Consider the following 24445-nt stretch of genomic DNA (forward strand, 5'->3'; position numbering starts at 1 on the left):
GTGGAACTGGTCCGGGCCACTGATTCGACCAACGATTCGGGAGGAGTTGGGGATGTGGGGTGCCGCCGGCACGGCTCAGCCGACGCGTTCGACCGGTTTCGGGGGTGTGTCCGGCCGCAGCATGATCGTGCGCGAGACCACGAAGGTGATCGGGACGGCGGCCGCGGCCGCGGCCAGCGGGGCGTACCGGCTGCTGAACCCGGCCAGGTCGACCAGCAGGTAGACGCCGCCGGTGGTGATGACGAAGTTGGCGGCGTTGGTGAGCGGGAAGAGCAGGAACTTCCGCCAGGTGGGCCGGGTGCGGTAGGTGAAGTACGAGTTGAGGAAGAACGACCCGGTCATGCTGAGCGCGAAGGCCGCCACGTGCGCGGCTATGTAGGGCAGCCGGTGCAGCAGGACGAGGTAGCAGCCGTAGTACGTGCCGGTGTTCACGGCTCCCACGAGGGCGAACCGGGCCAGCTGTGCCTTGAGCGTCATCGGCGTACGAACTCCAGGGGCTCCGGCTCGGATGCCTCCCCGCGGACCTGGGTGTTGGTGGCCTTCACCAGGAAGTGCGGGCGGCGCTTGACCTCGTAGTAGATCCGTCCGACGTACTCCCCGACCACCCCGACCATCACCATCTGGACCCCGGCGAGGGCGGTGACCACGACGAGGAGCGTGACGTATCCGGGGGTGTCGACCCCTCTCACCAGTGCCACGCCGACGATCCACGTGGCGTAGGCGAGGGCGAGGGACATCAGGAGCATGCCGAGGTAGAGCGCGGCGCGCAACGGCTTGTTGTTGAAGGACAGGAGGCCGTCGAGGCCGTAGTTGAGCAGCTTCCCGAAGGTCCAGGCGGAGCGCCCGTCCTCCCGGACGGCGTTCTCGTAGCTGAACGTCGTGGTGGGGAATCCGACCCAGGCGAAGAGGCCCTTGGAGAAGCGGTTGTACTCGGTGAGCTGGAGTACGGCGTCCGCGGCGCGGCGGGAGAGCAGCCGGAAGTCGCCGACCCCGTCGACGAGCTCGACGTCGACGAGGCGGTTGATCAGCCAGTAGTAGGCGCGGGCGGTGAGGGTCCTGGTGACGCGGTCGCCCTTGCGGGTGCGGCGGGCGATCACCTGGTCGTGGCCCTGCGCGTGTTCCTCGAGCATGCGGCCGACGAGCTCCGGCGGGTGCTGGAGGTCGGCGTCCATGATGACGACGGCGTCGCCCCCGGCGTGCTGGAGTCCGGCCAGCATGGCGGCCTCCTTGCCGAAGTTGCGGCTGAAGGAGACGTAGCGGGCCCGGGGGTCGGCGGCGGCCAGCTGCTGGAGGATCGGCAGGGTCCGGTCCGCACTTCCGTCGTCCACGTACACGAGCTGGAAGTCATGACCGAGCCGGGTCATCTCCTCCGTCACGCGTTCATGGAAGCGTTCGAGGATCTCTTCCTCGTTGAAACAAGGCACCACCAGCGAGATCAGCACGAATGTACATCAGCCGGTCAAAGTGTCGGGAGCTGATGCCCGGTGTGGCCTGGGGGCGACGATTGGGTGAACTGGCCCGCGCGGGCGGCGGTTCAGCCGCCCCTGACCTCCAGCTGCCGCGCCAGTTGCCGGCGCAGCTCGACGGGCAGCGGGTGGTGCGGCCCGTACATCCGCTCGGTGTCGTACAGCAGTGCCTGCAACTGGCCGCGCGCCCCCGCGTGGTCGCCGAGTGCCAGGAGGAGTTGGCCGATGCGGTGCCGGATCTCGTAGGAGCGGGCCGGGTCGTTGCCCGTCGCGTACTGGTTCTCGTAGTACGGAAGGACCGCGCGGTACTCCGCCAGGGCGGCGGCGGGCTCGCCCAGCTGTTCCAGGCAGTGCGCCGCGTCGCAGCGGAACCCGAGGGTCTGCGGATCGGCGGGACCGGCCTCCGCGGCCCGGTCGTCGGCCAGCCGGCGCAGTTCGGGCAGGGCGCGGCGGTACTGGCCGTCGTCCATCAGTGTCGCCGCGTACTGCTTGCGCAGGATGCGGACCACCGGGGAGCCCTCGCCGTGCTGCTCGGCGGCGGCCGGGAGGATGCCGCCGAGCATGTCCACGGCCTGGGTGATCCGGCCCTCGCCGAGCAGTTTCTTGACCTCGTCGACGGCGGCCGCGACATCCGGTCCGGCGGGCATCGGCGCGGGCCGCTCGGGCGGCGGGGTGGTGGCGCGGTCGGGCCACGGGGCGTGCGGGCGCAGGAAGGGGCGCGTCGGGTCGAGCGGCCCCTGGGGGAGCCCGGAGCCCCGGGTGGGCAGCAGCGGGGCGAGGTGTTCGTACACCTCCTGGGCGCTGGCCGGGCGGTGCTGCGGGTCCTTGGCGAGCAGGCGCAGGACGAGTGCCTCGAGCGGTTCGGGGATGTCGGGCCGGATCTGCCGGACGGGGAGCGGCGCCTCGTAGAGGTGGCGGTGCAGTACGCCGAGGGCGGTGGAGCCGGCGAACGGCACATCGCCGCTGAGGAGTTCGTACAGGAGCACGCCGAGGGCGTACAGATCGGTGTACGGGCCGACGGCGCCGCCCATGGCCTGCTCGGGGGCCATGTAGGCCGGGGAGCCGATGGGTGATCCGGTGTGGGTGAGGCGGGTGGTGTCGGTGTCCAGGACGGAGGCGACACCGAGGTCGAGCACGAGCACGGTGCCGTCCGGGCGCACCATCACATTGCGGGGCTTGAGGTCGCGGTGGACGATCGGCACGGCGTGCACGGCGCACAGGACGGCGCAGAGCTGGGCGGCGACGGCTACGGACCACTGCCAGGGGTACGGGTCGTGCTCGGCGAGGTGGTCGCCGAGGTCGGCGCCCTCGACGTACTGCATGACGAGGTACAGGTCGTCGCCGTCGCTGCCCGCGTCGTGGACGGTGACCAGGCCCGGGTGGTCGACCTGGGCGGTGACCCGGCACTCGCGGACGAAGCGGCGGCGCAGTTCGCCCGCGGCGTCGCTGCCGATGGGTCCGGTGACGCGGTCGGGGCGCAGCAGCTTGACGGCGACCCGGCGGTCCAGGCGCTGGTCGTAGGCCGTCCAGACCTGGCCCATGCCGCCCTGTCCGAGGATCGTCGCCAGTTCGTACCGCCCGCCGATGAGGCGACCGTTCACCGGCCCTCCTCCTTGCGGAGGTAGTCGCTCAGCTCGTCGAGCTCGGCGCGGACCTGGTCGATGCGCTGGGGGTGGGGGGCCGGGTGCGGCTGCTGCTGTGTGGGGGGCTGCGGCTGCTGGTACTGCTGCGGCGGGTAGGTCTGCGGGGGCGCGGGCTGGGGCGGACCGGGGTTCTGCGGGGGCAGCGCGGCCGCGTATCCGTACCCCTGCGGCACGGTGGTGCCGCCGGTGTTCCGGAACGTCAGCTGCGCGTAGTGGCGGATGTCGGCGACGAGGTAGTGCGTGGGTGCGGCCACCATCGCCAGGAGCAGCAGCGGTATGAGGACGAAGTCGATGCCGTGGGCGTCGGCGTCGCTGCCGTCGCGGCCCAGGACCATCAGCTCCACGACGACGAAGGCGAATGCGAGGCCGGTCAGCCACCAGTCCAGGGCCCTGCGGCGCACGATCGCCAGCCGCATCAGCGGAGCCCACAGGAGCATGCCGCAGGAGAACACCGACAGCACGGTGAACAGGACCCGCATCGACACGATCCAGGCCCTGCTGGGGACTCTGCGCGGCGCCGTCGGCGGATAACCCGGGGCGTACATGGCTGCTCCTGGATACCTGGTCGTGGAACGTCTGCGCACACATGGGCGTGCGCGCAGATCCGAGCGTAAAGGGCGACACCGACAAGGGTCCCCGGGTTGTACGGAACCGTTGTGGTTCCGCTCACTTCCGCGTGACCGTACCCCGCTGACGGCGTGCGGCGGATGCCCTTCCCCCGGGCGGCCTTGCCGGCCGACGGCCTGGGGCGGATGCCCCTCCCGCGAGCGGCCGCACCGGCTGACGGCCTGTGACCGATGCCCTTCTGCCGGGCGGATTCACCGTCCGCCGGTCCACCGCAACCGCCCTCAGTCCGGAGCGACCGTTCCGTCCGTCAGCCCGTCGTACATCCCCTGGACGAGTTGCCCGCCGAGCCGTGCCGCGAGCCGCAGCGCGTCCTCGAACGCGGCCAGCGCGCGGAACCGTTCGCCGTACCGCTGCTGCTCCGCCAGGGGCAGGCGCGGCAGTTGGAGGCGACGGGCGTCGAGCCGGGTCGCCGTGGAGGCGTAGCTGCTGGCCTGGCGGTTGTTGGCGGTGCCGCGCAGGAAACCGGCGAGGAACCACGGGTCGAGGGCGGCCGGATCGGGGCGCAGCAGCTGGAGGTTGCGGCCGAGCGCGGCGCCCGCGGTGGCGTCGTCGATGACACGGGCGACGGAACCGCCGCCGAGCACGGGCACGACGACATCGCCCGGTTCGACCCGTACGGGTTCCTCGTGCGGCCCGTCTGCCGGCAGGCTCCCCGAGGGGGCGGCGGCGCCGAGGACGTCGTGCTCCGTGAGCACGGGGCCCGTCCCGGTGCCGGAGCCGCCGTTGCGCAGCTGGAGGGCGCCGGCCCGGGCGAGTTCGCCGACGGTGGTGAGCGGCCAGTGGGCGGGGGCGGAGAGTTCGGCGGGCGGCGGGGCGAGGGTGCCGGCGAGCCCCAGGGTCTGTGTCAGCCGCTCCCGTACGTGGATCAGCCCGGCCGGTCCCCCGGCCGCGGACGGGGGCGGCAGATGGCGCGCGGGGGCCAGGTCGACGTCGTCGTCGAGGAGTTCGATGACGGGCACGACGCGGCCGGCGCGGGGCCGGGCCGTTGTGTTCCCGTCGCTGTTCCCGGTCCCCGTGGACTCCTCGGACTCCTCGGACTCCTCGGACTCCTCGTTCTCCCCGCGCTCGTCGCTCGTACTACTGCGCTCGCCGTTCTCGTCGTCCTCGCCGCCGAACGGCTGCCAGGCGTCGAGCACGGTGCGGTGCAGGGCCGGCCAGTCGAGCCGGTCGCGGCCGCTGCGCTCGGAGGCCGGTTCGGCGGGCTCCGCGGTGTCGATCAGGAGCAGTTCGGGCGAGGGGTGCGATCCCGCCCCCGGCTTGCGCAGGACCCAGAGGTGGAGGGGGATGCCGTACGGGGGCGCGGCGCCGGCCGGGAGGGCGATGACGGCGCGCAGCGCTCCGCGCCGGAGCAGGTCGGCGCGGATACGGCGTCCGGAGCGGCGCGATGCGGCGGCGGGCGGCATCAGCAGGACCGCGGTGCCGCCCTCGCGCAGGTGGGCGAGGGCGTGCTGCACCCAGGCGAGTTCGGACTCCGTGCGGGCGGGGAAGCCGTACTCCCAGCGCGGGTCGTAGGCGAGTTCGTCGTGGCCCCAGTTGCGCTCGTTGAACGGCGGATGGCACAGGACGGCGTCGGCCGCCAGGCCGGGGAAGGCGTCGGCGCGCAGGGTGTCGCCGGTCCGCACGGCGATGGTGTCCGCGCCGGTGCCCGCGTGCAGGGCGAGGCGCAGCGCGGTGAGTGCGGCGAGGTCCGGATCGCTCTCCTGCGCGTACAGGGCGGCCGGGTGGGCGACCGCGCCGAGCAGCGCGCCGGTGCCTGCCGCCGGGTCGAGGACGGTGAGTGCGGACGGCCCGCCGGTGCCTGCCAGTGCGGCCATCAGCCCGGCGAGACCGGGCGGGGTGAGCGTGTACTGGCGCGGGTTGGCGTCGAGCTGACGGCCGAGCAGGAACTCGAAGGTCTCCCGGACCCCGGTTGCGGCGGCGAGCTCCGCGGCGCCGCGCAGAAGCGGGACGGACGGCAGGAGTTCGGCCCGGTCCGGGGTGTGAACAGCGCGGCCGCTCCCGGCGGCCGGTCCGAAGCGGGCGGCAAGCAGATCGTTCAGCGCGAGGGAGAGCACGCCGGCCATGCGGGCGTCGGACACGCCCGTGATCTCGCGCCAGGCGGAGGGCCGGTCCCGCACGAGGAGCAGGGCGCATCCGACGTGGACGAGCGCGGGGACGGCGCCCGCGGGATGTCCTGTCAGCTGTTGCCAGACCCGTTCGCGGAGCGGGACCTCGGCGAGTTTCCCCTGGTCGCGCAGCCACTGCTCGATCTCGGGCAGGGCGAAGGACGGGCTCGTCTCGGTGCCGCCGACGGGCTTGGGGAAGTCGGCGTGACGGCGGCGCCAGTTGCTGACGGCCGCGCGCCCCACTCCTGCCATCCGCGCGATCCCGGCGGCGGTCACCTCTGTCGCGTTCTCCGGCACTTGCTGTCTCCCTGGTGCTCGTACCGCTGCTGGCCCGTCCGTGCTCACTGCTGTGCGGGCGAGCATACCGACCCGTTCACAGCACACGATTCACAGCGTGCACCGTCTACTCCACCGTGAACAGTGTTGACGTGGTTCACAGCTCATGGTGTGATTGACCTGTCGCTGCACGAGGCGACCGGTGGAACCGCTCAGCGCTCATCCCCGCACCTCATCCCCGTACTTGCCGAAGGGCACAGCCATGTCCCAGTTCACGCAGCAGCCCCAGACGCCGCAGCCGCAGCCCCAGCCGCAGTCGCCTTCGCAGTCGCCGTACGCACCGGCCCAGGCACCCGGCATGCGCCCCGCCCGCAACGGGCTCGGCATCGCCGCCCTGATCCTCGGCCTCATCGGCGCCGTCTCGGGCCTGGTCCCGTTCCTCTTCTGGCTGGCGGGCATCCTCGGCACCCTCGCCCTGATCCTGGGGCTGGTCGGACGGGGCCGCGCCAAGAGGGGTGAGGCGACGAACAAGAACATGGCGACGTTCGGGGCCGTGCTCGGCCTGGTCGCGCTGATCCTCTCGGTGGTCGGCGCGGTGATCACGTTCAAGGCGGTCGACGACGCGGTGAGCGACTTCGACAAGGCGCTGTCGGACACGACGGCCTCCGCGAAGCCGAAGGCGGGCGGGGACTCCGGCAAGAACGCGGAGAGCGGCGCGGACAGCGGGGACGCCAAGGAGAAGGACACCGGCAAGGCCCTGGAGGCGGGCGACTCGGCGGTCTACGACGACGACCTGACGGTCACGGTCGGCGACGCGACCTCGTACTCCGCGGGCTCGTTCGCGGTCGGTCACACCAAGGGCAACAAGGCCTACCGCGTCGCCGTCGTCATCGAGAACGCGGGCAAGGAGAAGTTCGACTCCGCACTCGTCAGCGTCTCGGCCCGCGCCGGACAGGACGGGGTCGACGCCGAGCAGATCTTCGACGGAAAGGTCGGCGAGGGCTTCAGCGGCACGGTCCTGCCGGGCAAGAAGGTCACGGTCCTCTACGCCTTCGACGCCCCCGTGGACGCCAGGACCCTGACCGTCGAGGTCAACCCCGGCTTCACGTACGACGCGACGCAGTGGGACCTGAAGCTCTGACCCGCCCACCGGCGCGCATCACCCCACGACGCGACGGAACCCGCCCATGGGCGGGTTCCGTTCGTGCGTGCGCCCCCGTCAGGAACGGTACGGATCGGCGGCCGTGGCAGTCGCCGGCCCGCCGGGGTGAGAGTGGTGGCCGCTGTCGCGGAGGGCCGGAACGATGCGCCAGTCGCGCTGGAGGACGAGGTTGTGCAGGTCGGCGGCGACGATGGCGCGGAAGGTGGGGACGAGCTCGGCGGCCTGGGCGGGGGTGAAGACGTTGAGCGGCCACTCGGCGACGGTCGCGCCGCGCAGGTGCGGATGGTGGAACCCGGCGCCGTAGTGGGCGTGCAGGGTGAGGGCGGTGATCCCGGCGCGGCGCTGTTCGGGCCAGGTCAGGCGCCAGGCGGCGAAGGCTCCTCCGTACCGGTCGCGGCGCAGGCCGGTGGCACGGATCGTTCCGGTGCCCAGCAGCAGATGGGTGTCGAACTCGGCAAGGACCTGGCGGGCGGGGGCGTCCAGGAGTTCGGCGGCCGCACCGAAGGCCGCCTCCTTGGACGGCCGGTCGGCGTGTCCGGCGTGGGTGCCCTCACGCAGGTCGGCGAAGTGCCGTACGAGTGCCTCAAGCGGCGCGGGAACGGCACCGGGGGCCGCGGAGGGGGCGGAGGCGGAAGTGGTGGTCATCGCAAGGATTCCTTCGGGTTCAGGGTGCGGGCAGGGCCGGCGCTGACGGTGACGGTGACGGTGACGGTGCGCAGACGTTCGGCGAGTGCGGTCAGGAGCTTGCTGCCGGGGTGCAGGAGGTCGGCGTGGGCGGTGTCGGGCAGGTGGACGAGATCGACGGGGACGGCGGCGGCACGCAGCCGGGCGGCGTAGCCGAGGACGTCGTCCGCGACCGGGTCCAGTCCGCCGACGGCCAGCACGGCGGGCGGGAGTCCGCGCAGGTCGGGGGCGTCGAGCGGGGTGGAGTACAGGACCCGGCCACCGGCCTCGGGGGCCGGGGACGCCGTGCCGCGCAGCGCCCGCCAGGCGCGGCGGAGATCGGCGGGGTGGGGGAAGGCCGCCGGGTCGCGTCGGTGGCTGGCCCCGGAGCAGGCGGGGTCGAGGGGCGGGTAGGCGAGGAACTGGGCGGCCAGCGGGGCCCGTTGCGGCCCTGCGGCCCGGTGGTCGCAGGCGGCCAGGGCGGCGGCCGCGGCCAGGGTGCCGCCGGCGCTGTCCCCGCCGACCGCCACCGGTACCGACTCGGCGCCCGCCCGGCCCCGGGCCCAGTCCAGGGCGGTGAGCACGTCCTCCAGGGCGGCGGGGTGGCGGTGTGCGGGGGCGAGCCGGTAGTCGACGCTCAGGACCCGCCACCCGGAGAGCGCGGCCAGCCGCTGGGTGACGGGGTGCCACTCGGCCGCCGATCCCCGCTGCCAGCTCCCCCCGTGCGCCCACACGAGCCATCCGCCACGGTCCGCGGACCGCGTACCGGCCGGGGAGTGCAGACGGGCGCGGACGGGCCGCTCTCCCGGAATCGTCACGTCGGTCCACCGGGGCGGGCTGGTCGTGTTCATCGGAGGCTGTTCCTTCCGGAAGCGGTGTGGAGGGTCGGCACGAGAGCGGGGCCGGTTGGGCCACGGACCTTCAGACGCTCTGCGCGACCACTGATCCGTCCTGCGACTCCTCGCCGCGTGCGTCCCGAAACTCCTCGCCGCGTGCGTCCTGGGACTTCTTGTTACGGAGGAAGAGCGCCGCGATGACGACCCCGAGGGCGACGAGGGCGGCGTTGACGGCGATGGCGACGGTGACGCCGTGGTGAATGGCGGAGGCGGAGGCGGCGCCGGCGGTGGTCGCCGTGACGACCGTCGACATGATCGGGGTGCCGAGGGTGATGCCCACCTGCTGCGACATCGAGGCGAGCCCGGTGGCCAGGCCCTGCTCCTCGTCGGGCAGACCGCTGGTGGCGGTGACCATGAAGCCGACGATGACGAGCATGTTGCCGATGCCGCCGAAGAAGGTGGCGGGCAGGAGCAGGGCGAGGGCGGTGCCGGTCGTCGTACCGAGGAAGAGCAGCGCGGCGGTGAAGACCGTCTGGATGATGCCGCCGGCGATCAGGGCGGTCAGGGTGGAGGTCCTGGCGATGACCCTGGGGGCGAGCAGTCCGCCGGCCACCGTGCCGATGCCCAGGACGCCGAAGGAGATTCCGGCGGTGAGCGGCGAGAAGTCCAGCGTCTTCTGCAGATAGAGGGTGAGGAGGTAGACGAGCGAGGTCTCGGTGACGAAGGCGAGCATGCCCAGCGCGTTGCCCCAGGCGACATTGCGGCGGCCCAGGGTCTTGAGCGGGACGAGCGGCTCGGCGACCTTGCGCTCGATCAGGAAGAACGCGGCGAGGAGGACTGCGCCGGCGAGGAGACCGGTGACGGCGTGGGCGTTGCCCCAGCCGTGCTCGCCGGCCTGGGTGAGGCCGTAGACCAGGGCGAGCAGGCCGCCGGTGACGGCGAGCGCGCCGGGCAGGTCGAGCCTGGGCCGGGCGGCGGGCCGGGACTCCTTGATGACGGCAGGTGCGACGAGGACGACGGCCAGCGCCACGGGGACGTTGATGAAGAACGCCCAGCGCCAGGAGAGCAGGTCGGTCAGGACGCCGCCGAGGATCGCGCCGGCGGTGAACCCCGCGGACATCAGCGCCCCGTTGATGCCGAGCGCCTTCTGACGGAGCGGGCCCTCGGGAAAGATCGTGGTGAGGAGGGAGAGTCCTGCCGGGGTGGCGGCGGCGGTGGCCAGGCCCTGGGCGACGCGGGCGGCGAGGAGCATCTCGGGGGTGGTGGCCAGCCCGCCGACGAGGGACGAGGCGCCCAGCAGCGCCAGACTCCCGATGAAGATCTTCTTGCGGCCGATCAGGTCGCCGATCCGCCCGAAGAAGAGGGTGAAGCCGGCCGCGCTGAGCGCGAACGTCGTCGCGATCCACTGCAGGTTGGAGAGGGAGAACCCGAGGCCGTCGCCGATGGCCGGAAGCGCGACGTTCAGGATCGAGAAGTCGACGGCCAGCATGAACTGGGCCACCAGCAGCACCGCGAGGATCAGCTTCAACCGGCCGGTGAGGCGCTGCGGTTGCTCCTCGGGGGCGGCCGTCCGGGGATCGGCGGCGGAGCGGGGCGGGCGCTGCTCCCCGGGGGTGACCCCCGACGGTGCCTTCGTCATAGACATGACAGATCTCCATTTCTTCCCCGCCGTTCGCCGGTACGGCGGAGCGCGCGGGACGACAGGACGGTGCGGACATCCGGACGACAAGCCCTAACGGGTCTGTCGTTCCGTTACGGATATGAAGGTAGCACCGCAGGTCGCCAATGGGAACCAGAGTCCCGATAAGATGGGTGTGGCCCGCGAGAAACCATCAGAAGGAGAGCGCCATGCCCACGCCCCCGGCCACCCCGCCCGCAGCCAACCCCGCAGGCCAGGCCACCCCCTCGGCCCCCGTCGGCACCGTGCGTCCCGGCGGCCGCACCGCCCGGGTCCGCGAGGCCGTACTCAAGGCGGCGGGCGACACCCTCGCCGCCGACGGCTTCGCCGCCCTCGACCTCACCGAGATCGCCCGCCGCGCCGACGTCGGCAAGACCACCGTCTACCGCCGTTGGGGCACCCCGGGCGCACTGGCCGCCGACCTGCTCACCGACATGGCCGCGACCTCCCTCCCCCGCGCAGACACGGGCACCCTCGACGGCGACCTCACCGCCAATGCCCGCCTCGTCGTCAAGACGCTCACCGACCCCCGCCAGGGCTCCCTCTTCAAAGCCCTGATCGCCGCATCGCTCTGCGACGACCAGGCGGCCGACGCCCTCCACCGCTTCTACGAGGTCCGCATCGCCGAATGGTCGGGCTGCGTCACCGACGCCGTCGCGCGCGGCGAACTCCCCGACGGCACCGACCCCCACGCCGTCATCGCCGCCGTCTCCGCCCCTCTGTACTACGCCCTGCTCAACACCGGCCGCGCACTCACCGAGGACGACGCGGACACCGCCGCCCGCAGCGCCGCCGCAGCGGCCCGCGCCGGCGTCTGGCAGTCCCCCCGGTGATCACCGGGGCGTGAGAACCGCCCGCCGGCTCAGGCCCCGCACTGCCGCAGCATCATCTGCTTGTCCGCCGCGGTCACGGGCAGTTCGTACTTGAGGGAGACCTGGGCGAACCGAAGCGAGTACGAGCAACGGATCTGCTTGTTCGGCGGCAGCCAGGACGCCGGACCGGAATCGCTCTTGGAGCCGTTGGCGGGTCCGTCCACCGGAATGAGATTGAGCGGGTCATTGGCGATCTGCTGCCGCTTGGCGTCGCTCCAGCGGGCCGCGCCCATCTGCCAGTCGTACGAGAGCGGCATGACGTGGTCGATCTGGACCTTGGTGGCCTGCTGCTTGCGCCACGCGATGGTCGATCCGGTGTACGGATCCTTGAGCGTCATGGCGACGACCACGCAGTCGGAGCCCGCGCGGAACCGGACGTCCTTGCCGTCGCGGGCCAGCAGATCGTTCCGCGTATCGCACCCGTTCCTGGAGAGCGGGACGCCGTCGACCGAGTCCTTCCAGGCGTACCCGAACTTGTCCCGCTCGTAGCCGGTCCTCGGACCGCGCCCCTTGGTCGCCACCTTCTCGATGACCTTGCGGGCCGCCGCCCGGTCCGCGCCGGACGTCAGGGGGGCGAGGCCCGGCTTCGTACCGTCGGCGTTGTCCAGCGGGCTGGCGCCGAAGCCGGTGACCGACTGGCCGCCGCCGTTCGAGCTGCCGCTCGGCGACTGCCCGCCGGACGTGATCCCTTCGGGATCGCAGCCGGTGAGGGCCAGCACCACCACCGCGCCCAGAGCGGGCACGATCACTCGACAATCGCGGGGAGATATCACTCGAAGCCGTCCTGACGGGGAGAAAGCCGAACCAACCCGGGAATCCTACGGACGTCTTCCCCGCCGGGCGGTGTTCATGGCCGCCATTCATCCCCGATGCGGCCCGGATCACACCTTGCCGATGCCCAGCGTCGTCTCCGACGGGAGCAGCCCGGAGCCGATCGCCGCCACCCACAGCGGCCCGAGCAGCTCGACGAGCCGCTCCCGTTCCCCGTCGCCGAGCACCCGCCACGGGGCGGCGGCCGCCTCGTCCGTACGCCGCTCGACCCCGTCACGCAGCGCCCGCCCCGCCTCCGTCGCCGTACCGTCGTCCGTCAACAGCCCCCGCTTCACGAGGCGCTGACGGGCCGCCATCCACTCCTCGTCGCTCCACCCGCGGCCGGCGAACACCTCGGGCCTCGCCGCACCGATGGCCGCGAAGGAGACCAGCGACTCCACCGGGCCGAGCTCCGCGTGCACGAGCGCCGCGAGGTGGCCGTCACCGCGGTGCTCGCGCAGGACCGTGGCCGCGTGCCAGAGCGCGAGGTGGGGTTCGTCCGGCCGGGGCAGTGCGGCGTTGGCCGCGGCGAGCGGGCGGTCCGTCGTCTCGGCGGCCTCCGCGACGCGCCGCAGGAGCGCGGCGGCCTCGGCCGTCTCCGGAGCGGCGCACGCCTCCCCCAGCAGCGTCCGGTATGTGCGGTCGACGGCCCCGCGCCGGGCGGCGAGCACCGCACCGGGCGAGGCCACGGACCAGACGGCGGGCACGTGTTCGGCCACCCGCACCGGACTGAAGCTGTAGAAGGTCTGGGCGACCCGCCCTGCGTCGGCCTCGCCGAGCGGCGCCGCCCGCCAGGCGAAGTAGCTCGGCCAACGCTCGTCGGTGCGGTACCCGAGGGCGGCGGCCTCCTCGAAGGCCTCCGGCGCGTAGTACAGAACAGCGTGCAGGGGCTCCAACAGGTGCCACATCTGCCGTACGCGACCCAGCTCGTCGGACATGTCTTTGCCTTCCGCAGCATCGGCGTCAGCATCTTGTCGCTGACTAGATAGCCAGCGTGCGCCTCCCAGGGCAAACTTGTCAATGACTAGATTCCGCGTAATCTGCTGTTCATGACCAGCGACCGCACCTACCACCACGGCGACCTGAGGCGGGCCGTCCTCACCGCCGCCCTCGACGTCATCCGCGCCGAGGGCCCCGCCGCGCTGAGCCTGCGCGACCTGGCCCGCCGGGCCGGCGTCTCCCACGCCGCCCCCGCCCACCACTTCAAGGACCGCACCGGCCTGCTCACCGCCATCGCCACGGAGGGGTACGGCCTCTTCGCCGACGCGCTCGCCGACGCCCCGGACCTGCGGGAGCGCGGCGTGCGGTACGTACGGTTCGCCACCGAGCACCCGGCGCACTTCCAGGTGATGTTCCAGCCGGACCTCTACCGGGCCGACGACCCGGAACTGATCGCGGAAAAGGAGCGGGCCTCGGTGGAACTGCGTGCGGGCGTCACCGGCCTCCCCGCCGCCGGACGCGGCGGCGACCCCCGGCTCACGGGCGTGGCCGCCTGGTCCCTGGCCCACGGCTTCGCCACCCTGCTGCTCAGCGGCAACCTGAGCGGGGCGGTGGGCGACCGGGATCCGGAGGAGGTGTTCCGGGTGCTCGCGTACCTGCTGTTCGCACCTGATGGCCCTGCCGCCGGCTGACCGACGGGGGACGGAGAGGCGTGTTCCGGTCGCCGGAGAGCCCGGACATGAACGATCAGGGAAGCCGTGGGCTCGGATTCCATGGACGCGGAAGGGGCGAGTTGGACCGCGATTCCGGCGGCCGGACGTGGCAACCGACCGTCAATGAGCCAGCGCTCAGCGCCCTGTTGGCATGCCTACGCGGCGCTGGTCAATGGGTAGGCTCCCGACATGGACGTCCGCGTAGAGATCATCCGGGAAGCCAGTCAGGAACTCGTCGACGCCTTCGGCCGGCTGCTGCCCCAACTGTCCGCGAGAGCCGAACCCCTGGACTACGACGCCCTCGACCGGATGGTGACGTGGGACGCCAACACCGTGCTTGTCGCCCGGTCGCCCGAGGCGATCGTCGGCACCCTGACTCTGGTGCTGTCGCCTTTGCCATCCGGATTGCGGGCCCGCGTCGAAGACGTGGTTGTCGACAGCGCGGCGCGAGGCCGGGGAGTCGCAGCACTCCTCACCCGGGAGGCCTTGCGAATCGCCCGGGAGGCGGGCGCACGGACGGTGGATCTTACTTCCCGGCCGGATCGTGCCGGCGCGAACCGGCTGTATGAGCGGCTCGGCTTCCACGCACGGGAGTCGAAGGTCTATCGGTTCCCGAACGACTAGAAGGCGGCTCACGGGCTGCAGGGCGAGCGGATGTCGTGCGTACGTCACTCCTACTCGGCAGTGAACTCGTACTGCAACTCGTACAGATGCCCCGCCTTGACCATGACGGTCGCTTCGATGGCCCGCTCGTCGTCGCTGTAGACGACACGCAGTGTCCGCAGGACCGGCAGCCCACCGGGCAGCCGCAGCGCCTGGTACTGATCCTGCGTGGGCACCCGTGCGGACACCCGGTCCACGCTGAGCCGGGGTGGATAGCCCAGTTCCGCGAGCAGGGTCGGCGTGCCGCCCGGGATCTTTCGAGGCTCCTCCATCGCGGTGCCCCGGGTGATCTCCAGCGGGTAGTACGAAGCCACGAGTTCGACCGGTTCGCCGTCGACCACGAGCAGTTGGCGCCGCAGGAGGGCGACACCGGGCTTCGGCAACCGAAGCGCCTCGGCGACATCCGCGGGCGGCTCGCTCTCGCCGACCTCGATGAGTGTGCTGTGCGCGCGGGAGCCATCCTTTGCCGCTTCGGTCAGCCAGCCGTACGGCTCCCCCGAACCCGCCGGGGCCATGTACGAGGCCGGGCGAACGGTTCGTTGACGATGCTCGCGGACCGTCACCGAGGCACCGGCCCTGCCGATCACCAACTGTTCCTCCTTGAGCACCTGCAATGCCTTCTGCACAGTCGCGTTCGAGGCGTTGAACCGATCCTTGAGGTGCAGGGTGGAGGGGAGACTGGCACCGGGAGCGAGGTCCCCGCCCATGATCTGATCCCTGAGATCGGCCGCGATCCGTTCGTGCAGCGAACGGCGGTCGACAGCATCCGCTTCGGGTCTGGGCACAGTCATCCGATCCTGATCTCGTACCGCAACTTCTGGCGTCGTGGAGGCATGGCCATGACGTCGACCTGAATGGGCCGGTCCTCGTCGTCCAGGGTGAGCCGGGTCAGCTGCAACACGGGCTCCCCCGCCGCCAGCCGAAGTTGCTCCCGCTCATGTCCGGTCGCCGACCGGGCGGTCACGTCCTCTCGCACACGCACACCGACATGCCCGAGGTCCGCCAGAAGCCTGATCGCCCCACCCGGGATCTTGGCCGTCCCGGCCAGACCGGTACCACCCGCGATGTCCACGGGGTAGTACGTGTCCGTCAACTCGCACGGTTCACCATCGAGATACATGATCCTGCGACGCGTGACGACGATCTGCCCGGCAACCATCCCCAGCAGCTCCGCGACCGCCGCCGACGCCTCCACTTCGCCCGCCTGGACAATGCGCTGACTGCCCCGGCGCCCCTCCGCGGCGGCCTCGGCCGCCCACGCGTCACCTTGAGCTCCGGAAGGCGCGACGAGATACGGCACCGAGTTGCCGATCCATTCCCTGCCGCCCATGTCCTTCTCCTCCGCAGCCAACACCTTCACCAGCCTGCCGCATCTCACGCTAGGCGACTCAGACGCACCCCTCACAGAGTAGACCTTTCCGCTTTTCGCGAATAGCAGCAAGTCTCATTTCACGTTACGGCCCGCGAGCAAGGCGGTGAACCACCGCGTCCCTGTCGCAGCAACGACGATTCCCCGCAGGCGCACCTCTGTTGGTGCCTCACGCGACTTCGTCACTGGTGTCCTCATCGAGTGGGAGCTCCACACTCTGGTCGAGGACATAAAGGTGTGTGTGTCAGAGCTCGCCACCAATGCATTGCTGCATGGCGCGCCACCCGGGCACGAGTTCTGCGTCGGCCTCCACCGGGGCGAGGAGCTGGTGCGCCTGGAGGTCCGTGACAGCGGGCCAGGTCGGCCTGCGGTCCAGTACCCCGACGACGACGCCGGCTCGGGGCGCGGGTTACACCTCGTGAGCGAGCTTGCCGACGACTTCGTGGTCGATGACCACGTCGTCGGCAAGACGGTGTGGCTGGTCCTCAGGACGTCGGCCGCACTCGATCGGAACCCCCTCGGGGCCTCGGGTTCACAGGCGGGGCCTCCCCCCACTCCCCGGCGGAAACCAGATGTTCGGCCCTGAGGCACCATGTCGCCGGCGGTACCCCGGCCGGCGCCGTGCGAGGCGGAACAGGCCGTCCGATCCGTCGCCGGCAAGGAGACCTCCGGTCGCTGCCGCGTCACACGTCTCCCACCGCCTGCTTCAGGTACGCGGGATACTGCCTGATGCCGCAAACACGTCCGCGGCATCAGGCAAAATAGGGGGGCGACGATGCGGGACATCATCGGGACGGAACGGCTGGAGCTGCGGTGCTTCCGGCCGGACGATGCGGCCGACCTGCATGAGATCTTCTGCGACCCGAAGACCCACACCATCGGGACGGGGCCCATCAGCTCGCTCGACCGGACCGAGGAGTGGATCGAGCGCCGGATCCTGACGTACCGGGAGACGGGACTGGCCTGGTACGGCGCACGGCTGCGCGACAGCGGTCTACTGGTGGGCAACTGCGGGGTCTTCGCCGGGCGCACCGGTTCCGCCGGACCGGAGATCGGCTACGAGGTCCGCCGCACCCACCAGGGGCAGGGCATTGCCGGGGAGGCGGCCCGTGCGGTGCTGGACGAGTGCTCCGCCTCCGGGATCGCTCGCGTCTGGGCCACGATCCGTCCGCACAACACGGCCTCGCTCCAGCTGGCCGCCCGCCTGGGCATGACGGTCGAGTACACCCGCACCGACGAACGCGGCGAGTTGCTGTATCTGTCCCGGTTCTCCTCCCAGGGTCCGGGATCCGGGACGCCGGAATCCGGGACGCCGGACCGCCCCTGACCACGGAACGAACCGGCCCCGCCGGATGTCCGGCGGGGCCGTTCGACGAGAAGCCAGAGGGTCAGAAGGTCACGACCCCAGGATCGTCGTCAGGAACTCGCCCGTCCACGCCAGCAGTTCACGTCCCACGACCGGCTTGCCGCCGATCCTGCCGCCGGTGGGGCGCGGGACCAGGATCTGGTGCAGGGCCGGCTTGATGATCGTCTTCGGGTACAGGCGCTTCAGGCGCAGCTCCTGCGATTCGCGCAGGTCCACCGGCGCGAACCGGATGTTCGGGCCCTGGAGCACGATGTCGCCGACCCCGCAGGCGCGGGCCAGCATGCGCAGGCCGGCGACCAGGAGGAGGTTCTCGACCGGCTCCGGGAGCTTGCCGTAGCGGTCGGTGAGCTCCTCGCGCACCGCCCTGATGTCCTCCTCCGATGAGGCCGAGGCGATCGAGCGGTAGGCCTGGAGGCGCAGCCGCTCGCCGGGGGCGTAGTCGTGCGGGACGTGCGCGTCGACCGGGAGCTCGATCTTGACCTCCAGGGGCGGCTCCTCCTCCACACCACCTTCGAGGGAGGCCCGGTAGTCGGCCACCGCCTCGCCGACCATGCGGACGTACAGGTCGAAGCCGACGCCCGCGATGTGGCCGGACTGTTCGCCGCCCAGGAGGTTGCCCGCGCCGCGGATCTCCAGGTCCTTCATGGCCACGTACATGCCGGCGCCCATCTCGGTGTGCTGGGCGATCGTGGCCAGACGCTCGTGTGCCGTCTCGGTGAGCGGCTTCTCCGGCGGGTAGAGGAAGTAGGCGTAGCCGCGGTCGCGGCCCCGGCCGACCCGGCCGCGCAGCTGGTGGAGCTGGGAGAGGCCGAAGTTGTCGCCGCGCTCCACGATCAGGGTGTTGGCGTTGGAGATGTCGATGCCGGACTCGACGATCGTCGTGGAGACCAGGACGTCGAACTTCTTCTCCCAGAAGTCCACCACCACCTGTTCCAGGGCCTGTTCGGACATCTGGCCGTGGGCGGTGGCGATCCGGGCCTCGGGGACGATCTCGCGCAGCCGGGCGGCGGCGCGGTCGATGGACTCGACGCGGTTGTGGATGTAGAACGCCTGCCCCTCGCGGAGCAGTTCGCGGCGGATGGCCGCGCCGATCTGCTTCTCCTCGTACGGGCCGACGAAGGTGAGGACCGGGTGGCGCTCCTCGGGCGGTGTGGTGATCGTCGACATCTCGCGGATGCCGGTCACCGCCATTTCGAGCGTACGGGGGATGGGCGTCGCGGACATGGTGAGGACGTCCACGTTGGCGCGGAGCTTCTTCAGCTGCTCCTTGTGCTCGACGCCGAAGCGCTGTTCCTCGTCGACGATGACCAGGCCCAGGTCCTTGAACTTCGTCTCGTTGGAGAAGAGCCGGTGGGTGCCGATGACCAGGTCGACGGAGCCCTCGCGCAGGCCCGCGATCGTCGCCTTGGACTCCGACTCGGACTGGAAGCGGCTCAGCGCCCGTACGGTGACGGGGAATTGGGAGTAGCGCTCGGTGAACGTGCCGAAGTGCTGCTGGACGAGGAGGGTCGTGGGGACGAGTACGGCGACCTGCTTGCCGTCCTGGACCGCCTTGAAGGCCGCCCGGACCGCGATCTCCGTCTTGCCGTAGCCGACGTCGCCGCAGATCAGCCGGTCCATGGGGACGGACTTCTCCATGTCCTCCTTGACCTCGGCGATGGTGGTGAGCTGGTCGGGCGTCTCCGCGTACGGGAAGGCGTCCTCCAGTTCGCGCTGCCACGGGGTGTCCGGTCCGAAGACATGGCCGGGGGCCGCCATCCGGGCCGAGTAGAGCTTGATCAGGTCGGCGGCGATCTCCTTGACGGCCTTCTTGGCGCGCGCCTTCGTCTTGGTCCAGTCGGCGCCGCCGAGCCGGTGCAGGGTGGGGGCCTCGCCGCCGACGTACTTGGTGACCTGTTCCAGCTGGTCGGTCGGGATGTAGAGGCGGTCGCCGGGCTGGCCGCGCTTGGCGGGGGCGTACTCGACGAGGAGGTACTCGCGGGTGGCGCCCTGCACCGTGCGCTGCACCATCTCGATGTAGCGGCCCACGCCGTGCTGTTCGTGGACGATGTAGTCGCCCGTCTCCAGCGTCAGCGGGTCGATGGTCTTCCTGCGGCGGGCCGGCATCCGGCCCAGGTCCTTGGTGGCGGTGCGCTGGCCGGTCAGGTCCGTCTCGGTGAGGACTGCCAGTCCGAGCTCGGGGTCGACGAAGCCGTGGTCGATGGCGCCGCAGGAGACGTGGACCAGGGACGGCGAGATCTCCGCCAGGTCCGCGTCGAGTCGGGCGGGGATGCCTTCGCCGCTCAGTACCTCGACGGTACGGGCGGCCAGTCCCTGGCCCTCGGTGACGTACACCGTGCGCCAGCCCTCGGCCAGCCACCCCTTGGTGTCGGCGAGCGCGCGGGCGGTGTCCCCGCGGTACGCCTCCGGGGCGTGCATCCGGAGCTTGAGGGTGTCCTCGTCCAGTTCGTCGTCGGCGGCGAACGGGGAGATGGACCACCACATCATGTTCAGCTCGCGGGCCCGGTCGCGGACGTCCGCGATGCCCCGCAGCGAGGCCGCGCCGACGTCGATCGGGGCCTCGCCACCGCCCGCGGTGGCCGCCCAGGACGCCTCCAGGAACTCCTGGCTGGTGGCGACCAGGTCGGCGGCCCGGGTACGGACCCGCTCGGGGTCGCACACCACGGCCATCGAGCCCTCGGGCAGCACGTCGATCAGCAGTTCCATGTCGTCGACGAGGACCGGGGCGAGGGACTCCATGCCCTCCACCGCGATGCCTTCGGCGATCTTGTCGAGGAGTTCACCGAGCTCGGGGTGGGCCTCGGCGAGCGCGGCGGCCCGCTCGCGCACCTCGTCGGTCAGCAGCAGCTCGCGGCAGGGCGGCGCCCACAGGCCGTGCTCGGCGATCTCCAGGGACCGCTGGTCGGCGATCTTGAAGTAGCGGATCTCCTCGACGTCGTCGCCCCAGAACTCCACCCGCAGGGGGTGTTCCTCGGTCGGCGGGAAGACGTCGAGGATGCCGCCGCGCACCGCGAACTCGCCGCGCTTCTCGACCAGTTCGACCCGGGAGTAGGCGGCCGCCGCGAGCGCCTCGACGGTCCTGCCGAGATCCGCGCTCTGCCCGATCCGCAGCGCCACGGGCTCCAGGTCGCCCAGCCCCTTGACCTGCGGCTGGAGCACGGACCGGATCGGCGCGACGACGACGGAGACCGGCCCGGTCTCCGGGTCGTCCTGCCTCGGGTGCGCCAGGCGCCGCAGTACGGCCAGCCGCCGGCCCACGGTGTCGGAGCGGGGCGAGAGCCGCTCGTGCGGCAGGGTCTCCCAGGACGGGTAGTCCGCGACCGTGTCCGGCGGCAGCAGCGTGCGCAGCGCGGCCGCCAGGTCCTCCGCCTCGCGCCCGGTCGCGGTGACGGCGAGCACGGTGCGTCCGGTGTCCCGGGCCAGCGCAGCCACGGTGAAGGGCCGTGCGGCGGGCGGGCCGACCAGGTCGATGTGCATCCGGTGGCCGTCACCGGCCGCCTTCACCGCTTCGTCGAGCGCCGGATCACGTACGACGACATCCAGCAGACCGTGCAGGCTCATGAAGGGCTTCCGTCCGGGTAACGAGGGCGAGGTCTGACAGCCGGCTGCTGCCAGGGGGCAACGCGAAGGGCCCGACACGTGCGGGGGGCGGACTCCCCGACCGGCCTGATCCGGCCCCACCGGGAAACCACCCCCGGACGGGCCGGGGTGTCCAGCGTACGGCTCCGGGGTGACAGTCGCTTGCGCAACGGGCCTGCGCGCGGCGCAGGAAGGGGGCACGCAGACGGCTCCGGCCCCGGAACGTTTGGAGGAACGCCCGGGGCCGGAGCCGTCAGTCTACGTGCACCGCCCTCGTCACCCGTCCGTGGCGATGGCGTTCAGGACGTTCATCCGTCCGGCCCGGAACGCCGGGACCAGAGCGGCGAACAGTCCGACGAAGGCCGAGGCGACGAACACCGTGATGATGGTCGGCCACGGGATCTCCAGGACGCCGAGACCCTCCAGGGCCAGCAGCTTCTGGGCCGAGGTGCCCCAGCCCATGCCCAGGCCGAGTCCGAGCAGGGCGCCGAACAGGGCGATGACCACGGACTCCAGCCGGATCATGCGGCGCAGCTGGCGGCGGGAGAGGCCGATGGCGCGCATCAGGCCGATCTCCCGGGTCCGCTCGACGACGGACAGCGCCAGGGTGTTCACGACTCCGAGCACCGCGACGATGATCGCCAGGGCGAGCAGCCCGTAGACGACATTCAGCAGCTGGCCGATCTGGTCCTTCAGGTCCTGCTTGAAGTCGGCCTGATTCTGCACCTTGTACTGCGGGTACTCGGCGAGCGAGCTCTTGAGGGCGGCGTACGCCTCCTTCTCCTTGCCGTCCTGCGCCTTGGCGAACATGATCACGTTCTTGGGCATCCGGTCGGCGGGGACGTACCGCTCGGCGGTCGCGGTGCTCAGGTACATCGCGCCCTGGTCCACGGTCGTGTCGTCCGAGGTGATCGCGGCGACCTTCAGCTTCGCCGTGTCGCCAACCCTGAACGCGACGGTGATCGTGTCACCGACCTTGATGCCGTGCGCCGTGGCGTACTCGTTGCCGACCGACATGGCGTTCTCGCCGTACGCGGCGGAGAGGTCGCCGGCGACGATCTTGCGCCGCAGGTCCTGCTGGTACGTCGGGTCGGCGGCGGTGACGTGCTCGTCCGTCGTCGAGCCGTCGGGGCCGGTGAGCTTCGCGCCGATGGACTTGTAGTTCGTGACGTGTTCGATGCCGGGTGCGCTCTCCAGCGCCTTCGCGGCCTGCGGCACGATCAGCGCGCCGGTGGGCGACTGCACGATGAAGTCCGCGCCCACCGACTTGTCCAGCTCGTCGGTGGCCGAGGCGACCATGGAGGAGCCGACCACAGACAGGCAGGCCACCAGGGCCAGGCCGATCATCAGGGCCGCGCCGGTCGCTCCGGTGCGCCGCGGGTTGCGCAGTGCGTTGCGTTCCGCCAGCCGGCCGACCGGGCCGAAGAAGCGCAGGACGACGGCGCTGAGCGCCCGTACGACGACTGAGGCGAGCAGCGGGCCGATCACGATGAAGCCGATGAGGGTGAGGACCACGCCCACGCCGAGGAAGAGGGAGCCCTCGCTCGCCTCGTCCGCCCGCGTCGTCGTCCACAGGGCGGCGACGCCGCCGCCGGTGAGGACCAGGCCGATTCCGGCCCGGATCCAGCCCGACTTGGCGTCCGCCGGGGTGCCGGCGTCGCGCAGGGCGGCCATCGGGGAGACCTTGCCGGCCCGGCGGGCCGGGATGTACGCGGCGAGGACGGTCACGATGATGCCGAGCGCGAGTCCGACCACCGGGGTCGTCCAGGCGATGGTGAGGTCCTGGGTGGACAGCTCCATGCCCACGGCGCCCATGACCTTCATGAGTCCGACGGCGAGGCCGACGCCGGCCGCGACGCCGAGGATCGATCCGACGATGCCCAGGAGCACCGCTTCGAGCAGCACGGAGCGGTTGACCTGCTTGCGGCTGGAGCCGATGGCCCGCATCAGACCGATCTCGCGGGTCCGCTGGGCGACCAGCATCGAGAAGGTGTTGACGATCAGGAAGATGCCGACGAGGAAGGCGATCCCGGCGAAGCCGAGCATGGCGTACTTCATCACGTCGAGGAAGGAGCCCATGGAGTCCTTGTTGGCCGCCGCGGCTTCCTTCTGGGTCTGCAGCTTGTACGTGGCGGAGCCGCCCAGGGCGGTGGCGACGTTGCGCTTCAACTGCGTGTCGCTGAAGCCGGGTTCGGCGGTGACGGAGACCTGGGTGAAGACGCCGGTCCTGCCGAGCAGCTTCTGCTGGGCGGTGGCGGTGTCGAGGTAGACGATCGCCGCACCGGGGTTGGTGACCTTGAAGGCGGCGATGCCGCTGATCCTCGCCCTGACGTCGCCGGTGACCGCGATGGTGCGCAGTTCGTCACCGATCTTCAGGTGGTGCCTGTCCGCGGTGTCGGCGTCGACCATGACCTCGGTCGGGCCGCGCGGTGCGTGGCCCGAGGTGATCTCCATGGAACGCAGTTCGTTCTGCGTCCAGTTGCCCGCGATGGTGGGGGCGCCGGTCTCGGAGCCCATGTTCTTGTTGTGGCTGTCGACGACCGTGACCGCCATGCTGGAGACGGTGCCCTCGGCCTTCTTCACCCCGTCGGCCTTCGCGGCCCGGTCCACGACGGAGGCGGGCAGCGATTCGGGCTTGCCGCTCTCGGGGGTGTCGTCGACCTTCGCGTTCTTCGGGCTGACGGTGACATCGGCCGAGGTCGCGGCGAAGAGTTTGTCGAACGTGGTGTTCATCGTGTCGGTGAAGACGAGCGTGCCGCACACGAACGCCACCGACAGCAGGACGGCGACGGCGGACAGCGCCATGCGTCCCTTGTGCGCGAAGAAGTTGCGCATCGAGGTCTTCCAGACGGTCATGACGTCCGCCCGCGCGCGTCGAAGTCCTTCATGCGGTCCAGCACCTGGTCGGCGGTGGGGTGGAGCATCTCGTCGACGATGCGCCCGTCGGCGAGGTAGAGCACGCGGTCGGCGTAGGAGGCGGCGACCGGGTCGTGGGTGACCATGACGATGGTCTGGCCGAGCTCGTCGACGGACTTGCGCAGGAAGTTCAGCACCTCGGCGCCGGCCCGCGAGTCCAGGTTCCCGGTCGGCTCGTCACCGAAGATGATCTCGGGCCGGGCGGCGAGCGCACGGGCCACGGCGACGCGCTGCTGCTGGCCGCCGGAGAGCTCGGTGGGCCGGTGCTTGAGCCGCTCGGTGAGGCCCACGGTCTCCACGACCTGGCGCAGCCAGGCGGCGTCCGGCCTGCGGCCGGCGATGTCCATCGGGAGCGTGATGTTCTCCAGCGCGTTCAGCGTCGGCAGGAGGTTGAACGCCTGGAAGATGAAGCCGATGCGGTCGCGGCGGAGCTGGGTGAGCTTCTTGTCCTTGAGACCGGTGATCTCGGTGTCGGCCAGGTGGATCTGACCGGAGGTCACGGTGTCCAGACCCGCGAGGCAGTGCATCAGCGTCGACTTGCCGGAGCCGGACGGGCCCATGATCGCCGTGAACTGCCCGCGGGCGATGTCCACATCGACATGGTCGAGCGCGACGACCCGGGTCTCCCCGACCCCGTACGCCTTGACGACCTGCCGCGCTCGCGCAGCCACGGCCGTACGCCCTCCAGTGCCCCCGTGCCTGGTAATGGTTACAGCCGTTGTCACGGTTTATCTCCTATGTCGGTCAGCGGCGGGGTTGTCG

At 71.3% G+C, this 24445-nt stretch carries 21 protein-coding genes; 6 read left to right on the plus strand and 15 right to left on the minus strand.

Features of this window, described 5'->3' with window-relative positions:
* Positions 1-75 precede the first annotated feature (75 nt).
* The 5 genes from OG782_RS14370 to OG782_RS14390 form a co-directional block, all read right to left on the minus strand.
* Positions 76-477, minus strand: a complete 402-nt coding sequence (locus tag OG782_RS14370) for a GtrA family protein (RefSeq protein WP_406450924.1) — start codon at positions 475-477, stop codon at positions 76-78.
* Entirely contained in the window at positions 474-1442 is a 969-nt protein-coding gene (locus OG782_RS14375; RefSeq protein WP_406450926.1) for a glycosyltransferase family 2 protein, read from the minus strand. Before OG782_RS14375 ends, OG782_RS14370 begins: the two co-directional genes overlap by 4 nt.
* A 92-nt stretch (positions 1443-1534) precedes the next feature.
* Complete coding sequence (locus tag OG782_RS14380) at positions 1535-3067, minus strand: protein kinase domain-containing protein (protein ID WP_406450928.1); 1533 nt, start codon at positions 3065-3067, stop codon at positions 1535-1537.
* A complete protein-coding gene (locus tag OG782_RS14385; protein WP_406450930.1) occupies positions 3064-3654 on the minus strand; it encodes a hypothetical protein in 591 nt (196 codons plus the stop codon). Before OG782_RS14385 ends, OG782_RS14380 begins: the two co-directional genes overlap by 4 nt.
* 303 nt (positions 3655-3957) lie before the next feature.
* Positions 3958-6138, minus strand: a complete 2181-nt coding sequence (locus tag OG782_RS14390; RefSeq protein ID WP_406450932.1) for an N-6 DNA methylase — start codon at positions 6136-6138, stop codon at positions 3958-3960.
* A 241-nt stretch (positions 6139-6379) separates the two neighbouring features.
* Between OG782_RS14390 and OG782_RS14395 the strand changes: the two genes are divergently transcribed.
* Complete coding sequence (locus OG782_RS14395) at positions 6380-7258, plus strand: DUF4190 domain-containing protein (protein ID WP_406450934.1); 879 nt, start codon at positions 6380-6382, stop codon at positions 7256-7258.
* A gap of 78 nt (positions 7259-7336) precedes the next feature.
* Here the strand turns inward: OG782_RS14395 and OG782_RS14400 are convergent, their stop codons facing one another.
* The 3 genes from OG782_RS14400 to OG782_RS14410 all read right to left on the minus strand — a co-directional run bounded on the left by OG782_RS14400 (position 7337) and on the right by OG782_RS14410 (position 10423).
* Entirely contained in the window at positions 7337-7924 is a 588-nt protein-coding gene (locus OG782_RS14400; protein ID WP_406450936.1) for a hypothetical protein, read from the minus strand.
* On the minus strand, positions 7921-8793 hold the full coding sequence (locus tag OG782_RS14405; protein WP_406450937.1) for an alpha/beta hydrolase fold domain-containing protein: 873 nt from the start codon (positions 8791-8793) through the stop codon (positions 7921-7923). The genes OG782_RS14400 and OG782_RS14405 overlap by 4 nt, the downstream gene beginning before the upstream one ends.
* A 70-nt stretch (positions 8794-8863) precedes the next feature.
* Positions 8864-10423 (minus strand): MFS transporter, encoded by a 1560-nt coding sequence (locus OG782_RS14410; RefSeq protein WP_406450939.1) that lies wholly within the window; start codon positions 10421-10423, stop codon positions 8864-8866.
* A gap of 203 nt (positions 10424-10626) precedes the next feature.
* Between OG782_RS14410 and OG782_RS14415 the strand changes: the two genes are divergently transcribed.
* The gene (locus OG782_RS14415; RefSeq protein WP_406450941.1) at positions 10627-11289 is read left to right on the plus strand and encodes a TetR/AcrR family transcriptional regulator C-terminal ligand-binding domain-containing protein; all 663 of its coding nucleotides are present in this window, start codon (positions 10627-10629) and stop codon (positions 11287-11289) included.
* A 29-nt stretch (positions 11290-11318) separates the two neighbouring features.
* Here the strand turns inward: OG782_RS14415 and OG782_RS14420 are convergent, their stop codons facing one another.
* Positions 11319-12101, minus strand: a complete 783-nt coding sequence (locus OG782_RS14420) for an HNH endonuclease family protein (protein WP_406450943.1) — start codon at positions 12099-12101, stop codon at positions 11319-11321.
* Between the two features lie 108 nt (positions 12102-12209).
* A complete protein-coding gene (locus OG782_RS14425; protein ID WP_406450945.1) occupies positions 12210-13076 on the minus strand; it encodes an SCO6745 family protein in 867 nt (288 codons plus the stop codon).
* 111 nt (positions 13077-13187) lie between these two features.
* Between OG782_RS14425 and OG782_RS14430 the strand changes: the two genes are divergently transcribed.
* Both OG782_RS14430 and OG782_RS14435 read left to right on the plus strand, forming a co-directional pair.
* Positions 13188-13769, plus strand: coding sequence for a TetR/AcrR family transcriptional regulator (locus OG782_RS14430; RefSeq protein WP_406450947.1), 582 nt, complete (start codon positions 13188-13190; stop codon positions 13767-13769).
* Positions 13770-13979: 210 nt separating this feature from the next.
* The gene (locus OG782_RS14435; RefSeq protein ID WP_406450949.1) at positions 13980-14414 is read left to right on the plus strand and encodes a GNAT family N-acetyltransferase; all 435 of its coding nucleotides are present in this window, start codon (positions 13980-13982) and stop codon (positions 14412-14414) included.
* 50 nt (positions 14415-14464) lie between these two features.
* Here the strand turns inward: OG782_RS14435 and OG782_RS14440 are convergent, their stop codons facing one another.
* Positions 14465-15244: a GntR family transcriptional regulator gene (locus tag OG782_RS14440; protein ID WP_406450951.1), complete on the minus strand. Its 780-nt coding sequence runs from the start codon at positions 15242-15244 to the stop codon at positions 14465-14467.
* Positions 15241-15783: a GntR family transcriptional regulator gene (locus OG782_RS14445; protein WP_406450953.1), complete on the minus strand. Its 543-nt coding sequence runs from the start codon at positions 15781-15783 to the stop codon at positions 15241-15243. The genes OG782_RS14440 and OG782_RS14445 overlap by 4 nt, the downstream gene beginning before the upstream one ends.
* Before the next feature lie 145 nt (positions 15784-15928).
* Here OG782_RS14445 and OG782_RS14450 point away from each other — a divergent pair, with 145 nt between their 5' ends.
* Positions 15929-16408, plus strand: coding sequence for an ATP-binding protein (locus tag OG782_RS14450; RefSeq protein WP_406450955.1), 480 nt, complete (start codon positions 15929-15931; stop codon positions 16406-16408).
* Between the two features lie 189 nt (positions 16409-16597).
* Positions 16598-17149 carry a GNAT family N-acetyltransferase gene (locus OG782_RS14455; protein ID WP_406450957.1) on the plus strand — a complete coding sequence of 184 codons (552 nt, stop codon included), beginning with the start codon at positions 16598-16600 and terminating at the stop codon, positions 17147-17149.
* Between the two features lie 69 nt (positions 17150-17218).
* Here OG782_RS14455 and mfd read toward each other — a convergent pair whose 3' ends face one another.
* From mfd to OG782_RS14470, 3 genes are all read right to left on the minus strand, one after another.
* Complete coding sequence (gene mfd / locus OG782_RS14460) at positions 17219-20749, minus strand: transcription-repair coupling factor (protein ID WP_406450959.1); 3531 nt, start codon at positions 20747-20749, stop codon at positions 17219-17221.
* A 294-nt stretch (positions 20750-21043) separates the two neighbouring features.
* Positions 21044-23623 carry an ABC transporter permease gene (locus OG782_RS14465; protein WP_406450961.1) on the minus strand — a complete coding sequence of 860 codons (2580 nt, stop codon included), beginning with the start codon at positions 23621-23623 and terminating at the stop codon, positions 21044-21046.
* The gene (locus OG782_RS14470) at positions 23620-24408 is read right to left on the minus strand and encodes an ABC transporter ATP-binding protein (protein WP_406450963.1); all 789 of its coding nucleotides are present in this window, start codon (positions 24406-24408) and stop codon (positions 23620-23622) included. The genes OG782_RS14465 and OG782_RS14470 overlap by 4 nt, the downstream gene beginning before the upstream one ends.
* Positions 24409-24445: the final 37 nt, after the last annotated feature.

Source organism: Streptomyces sp. NBC_00876 (assembly GCF_045207435.1).
Classification (GTDB): domain Bacteria; phylum Actinomycetota; class Actinomycetes; order Streptomycetales; family Streptomycetaceae; genus Streptomyces.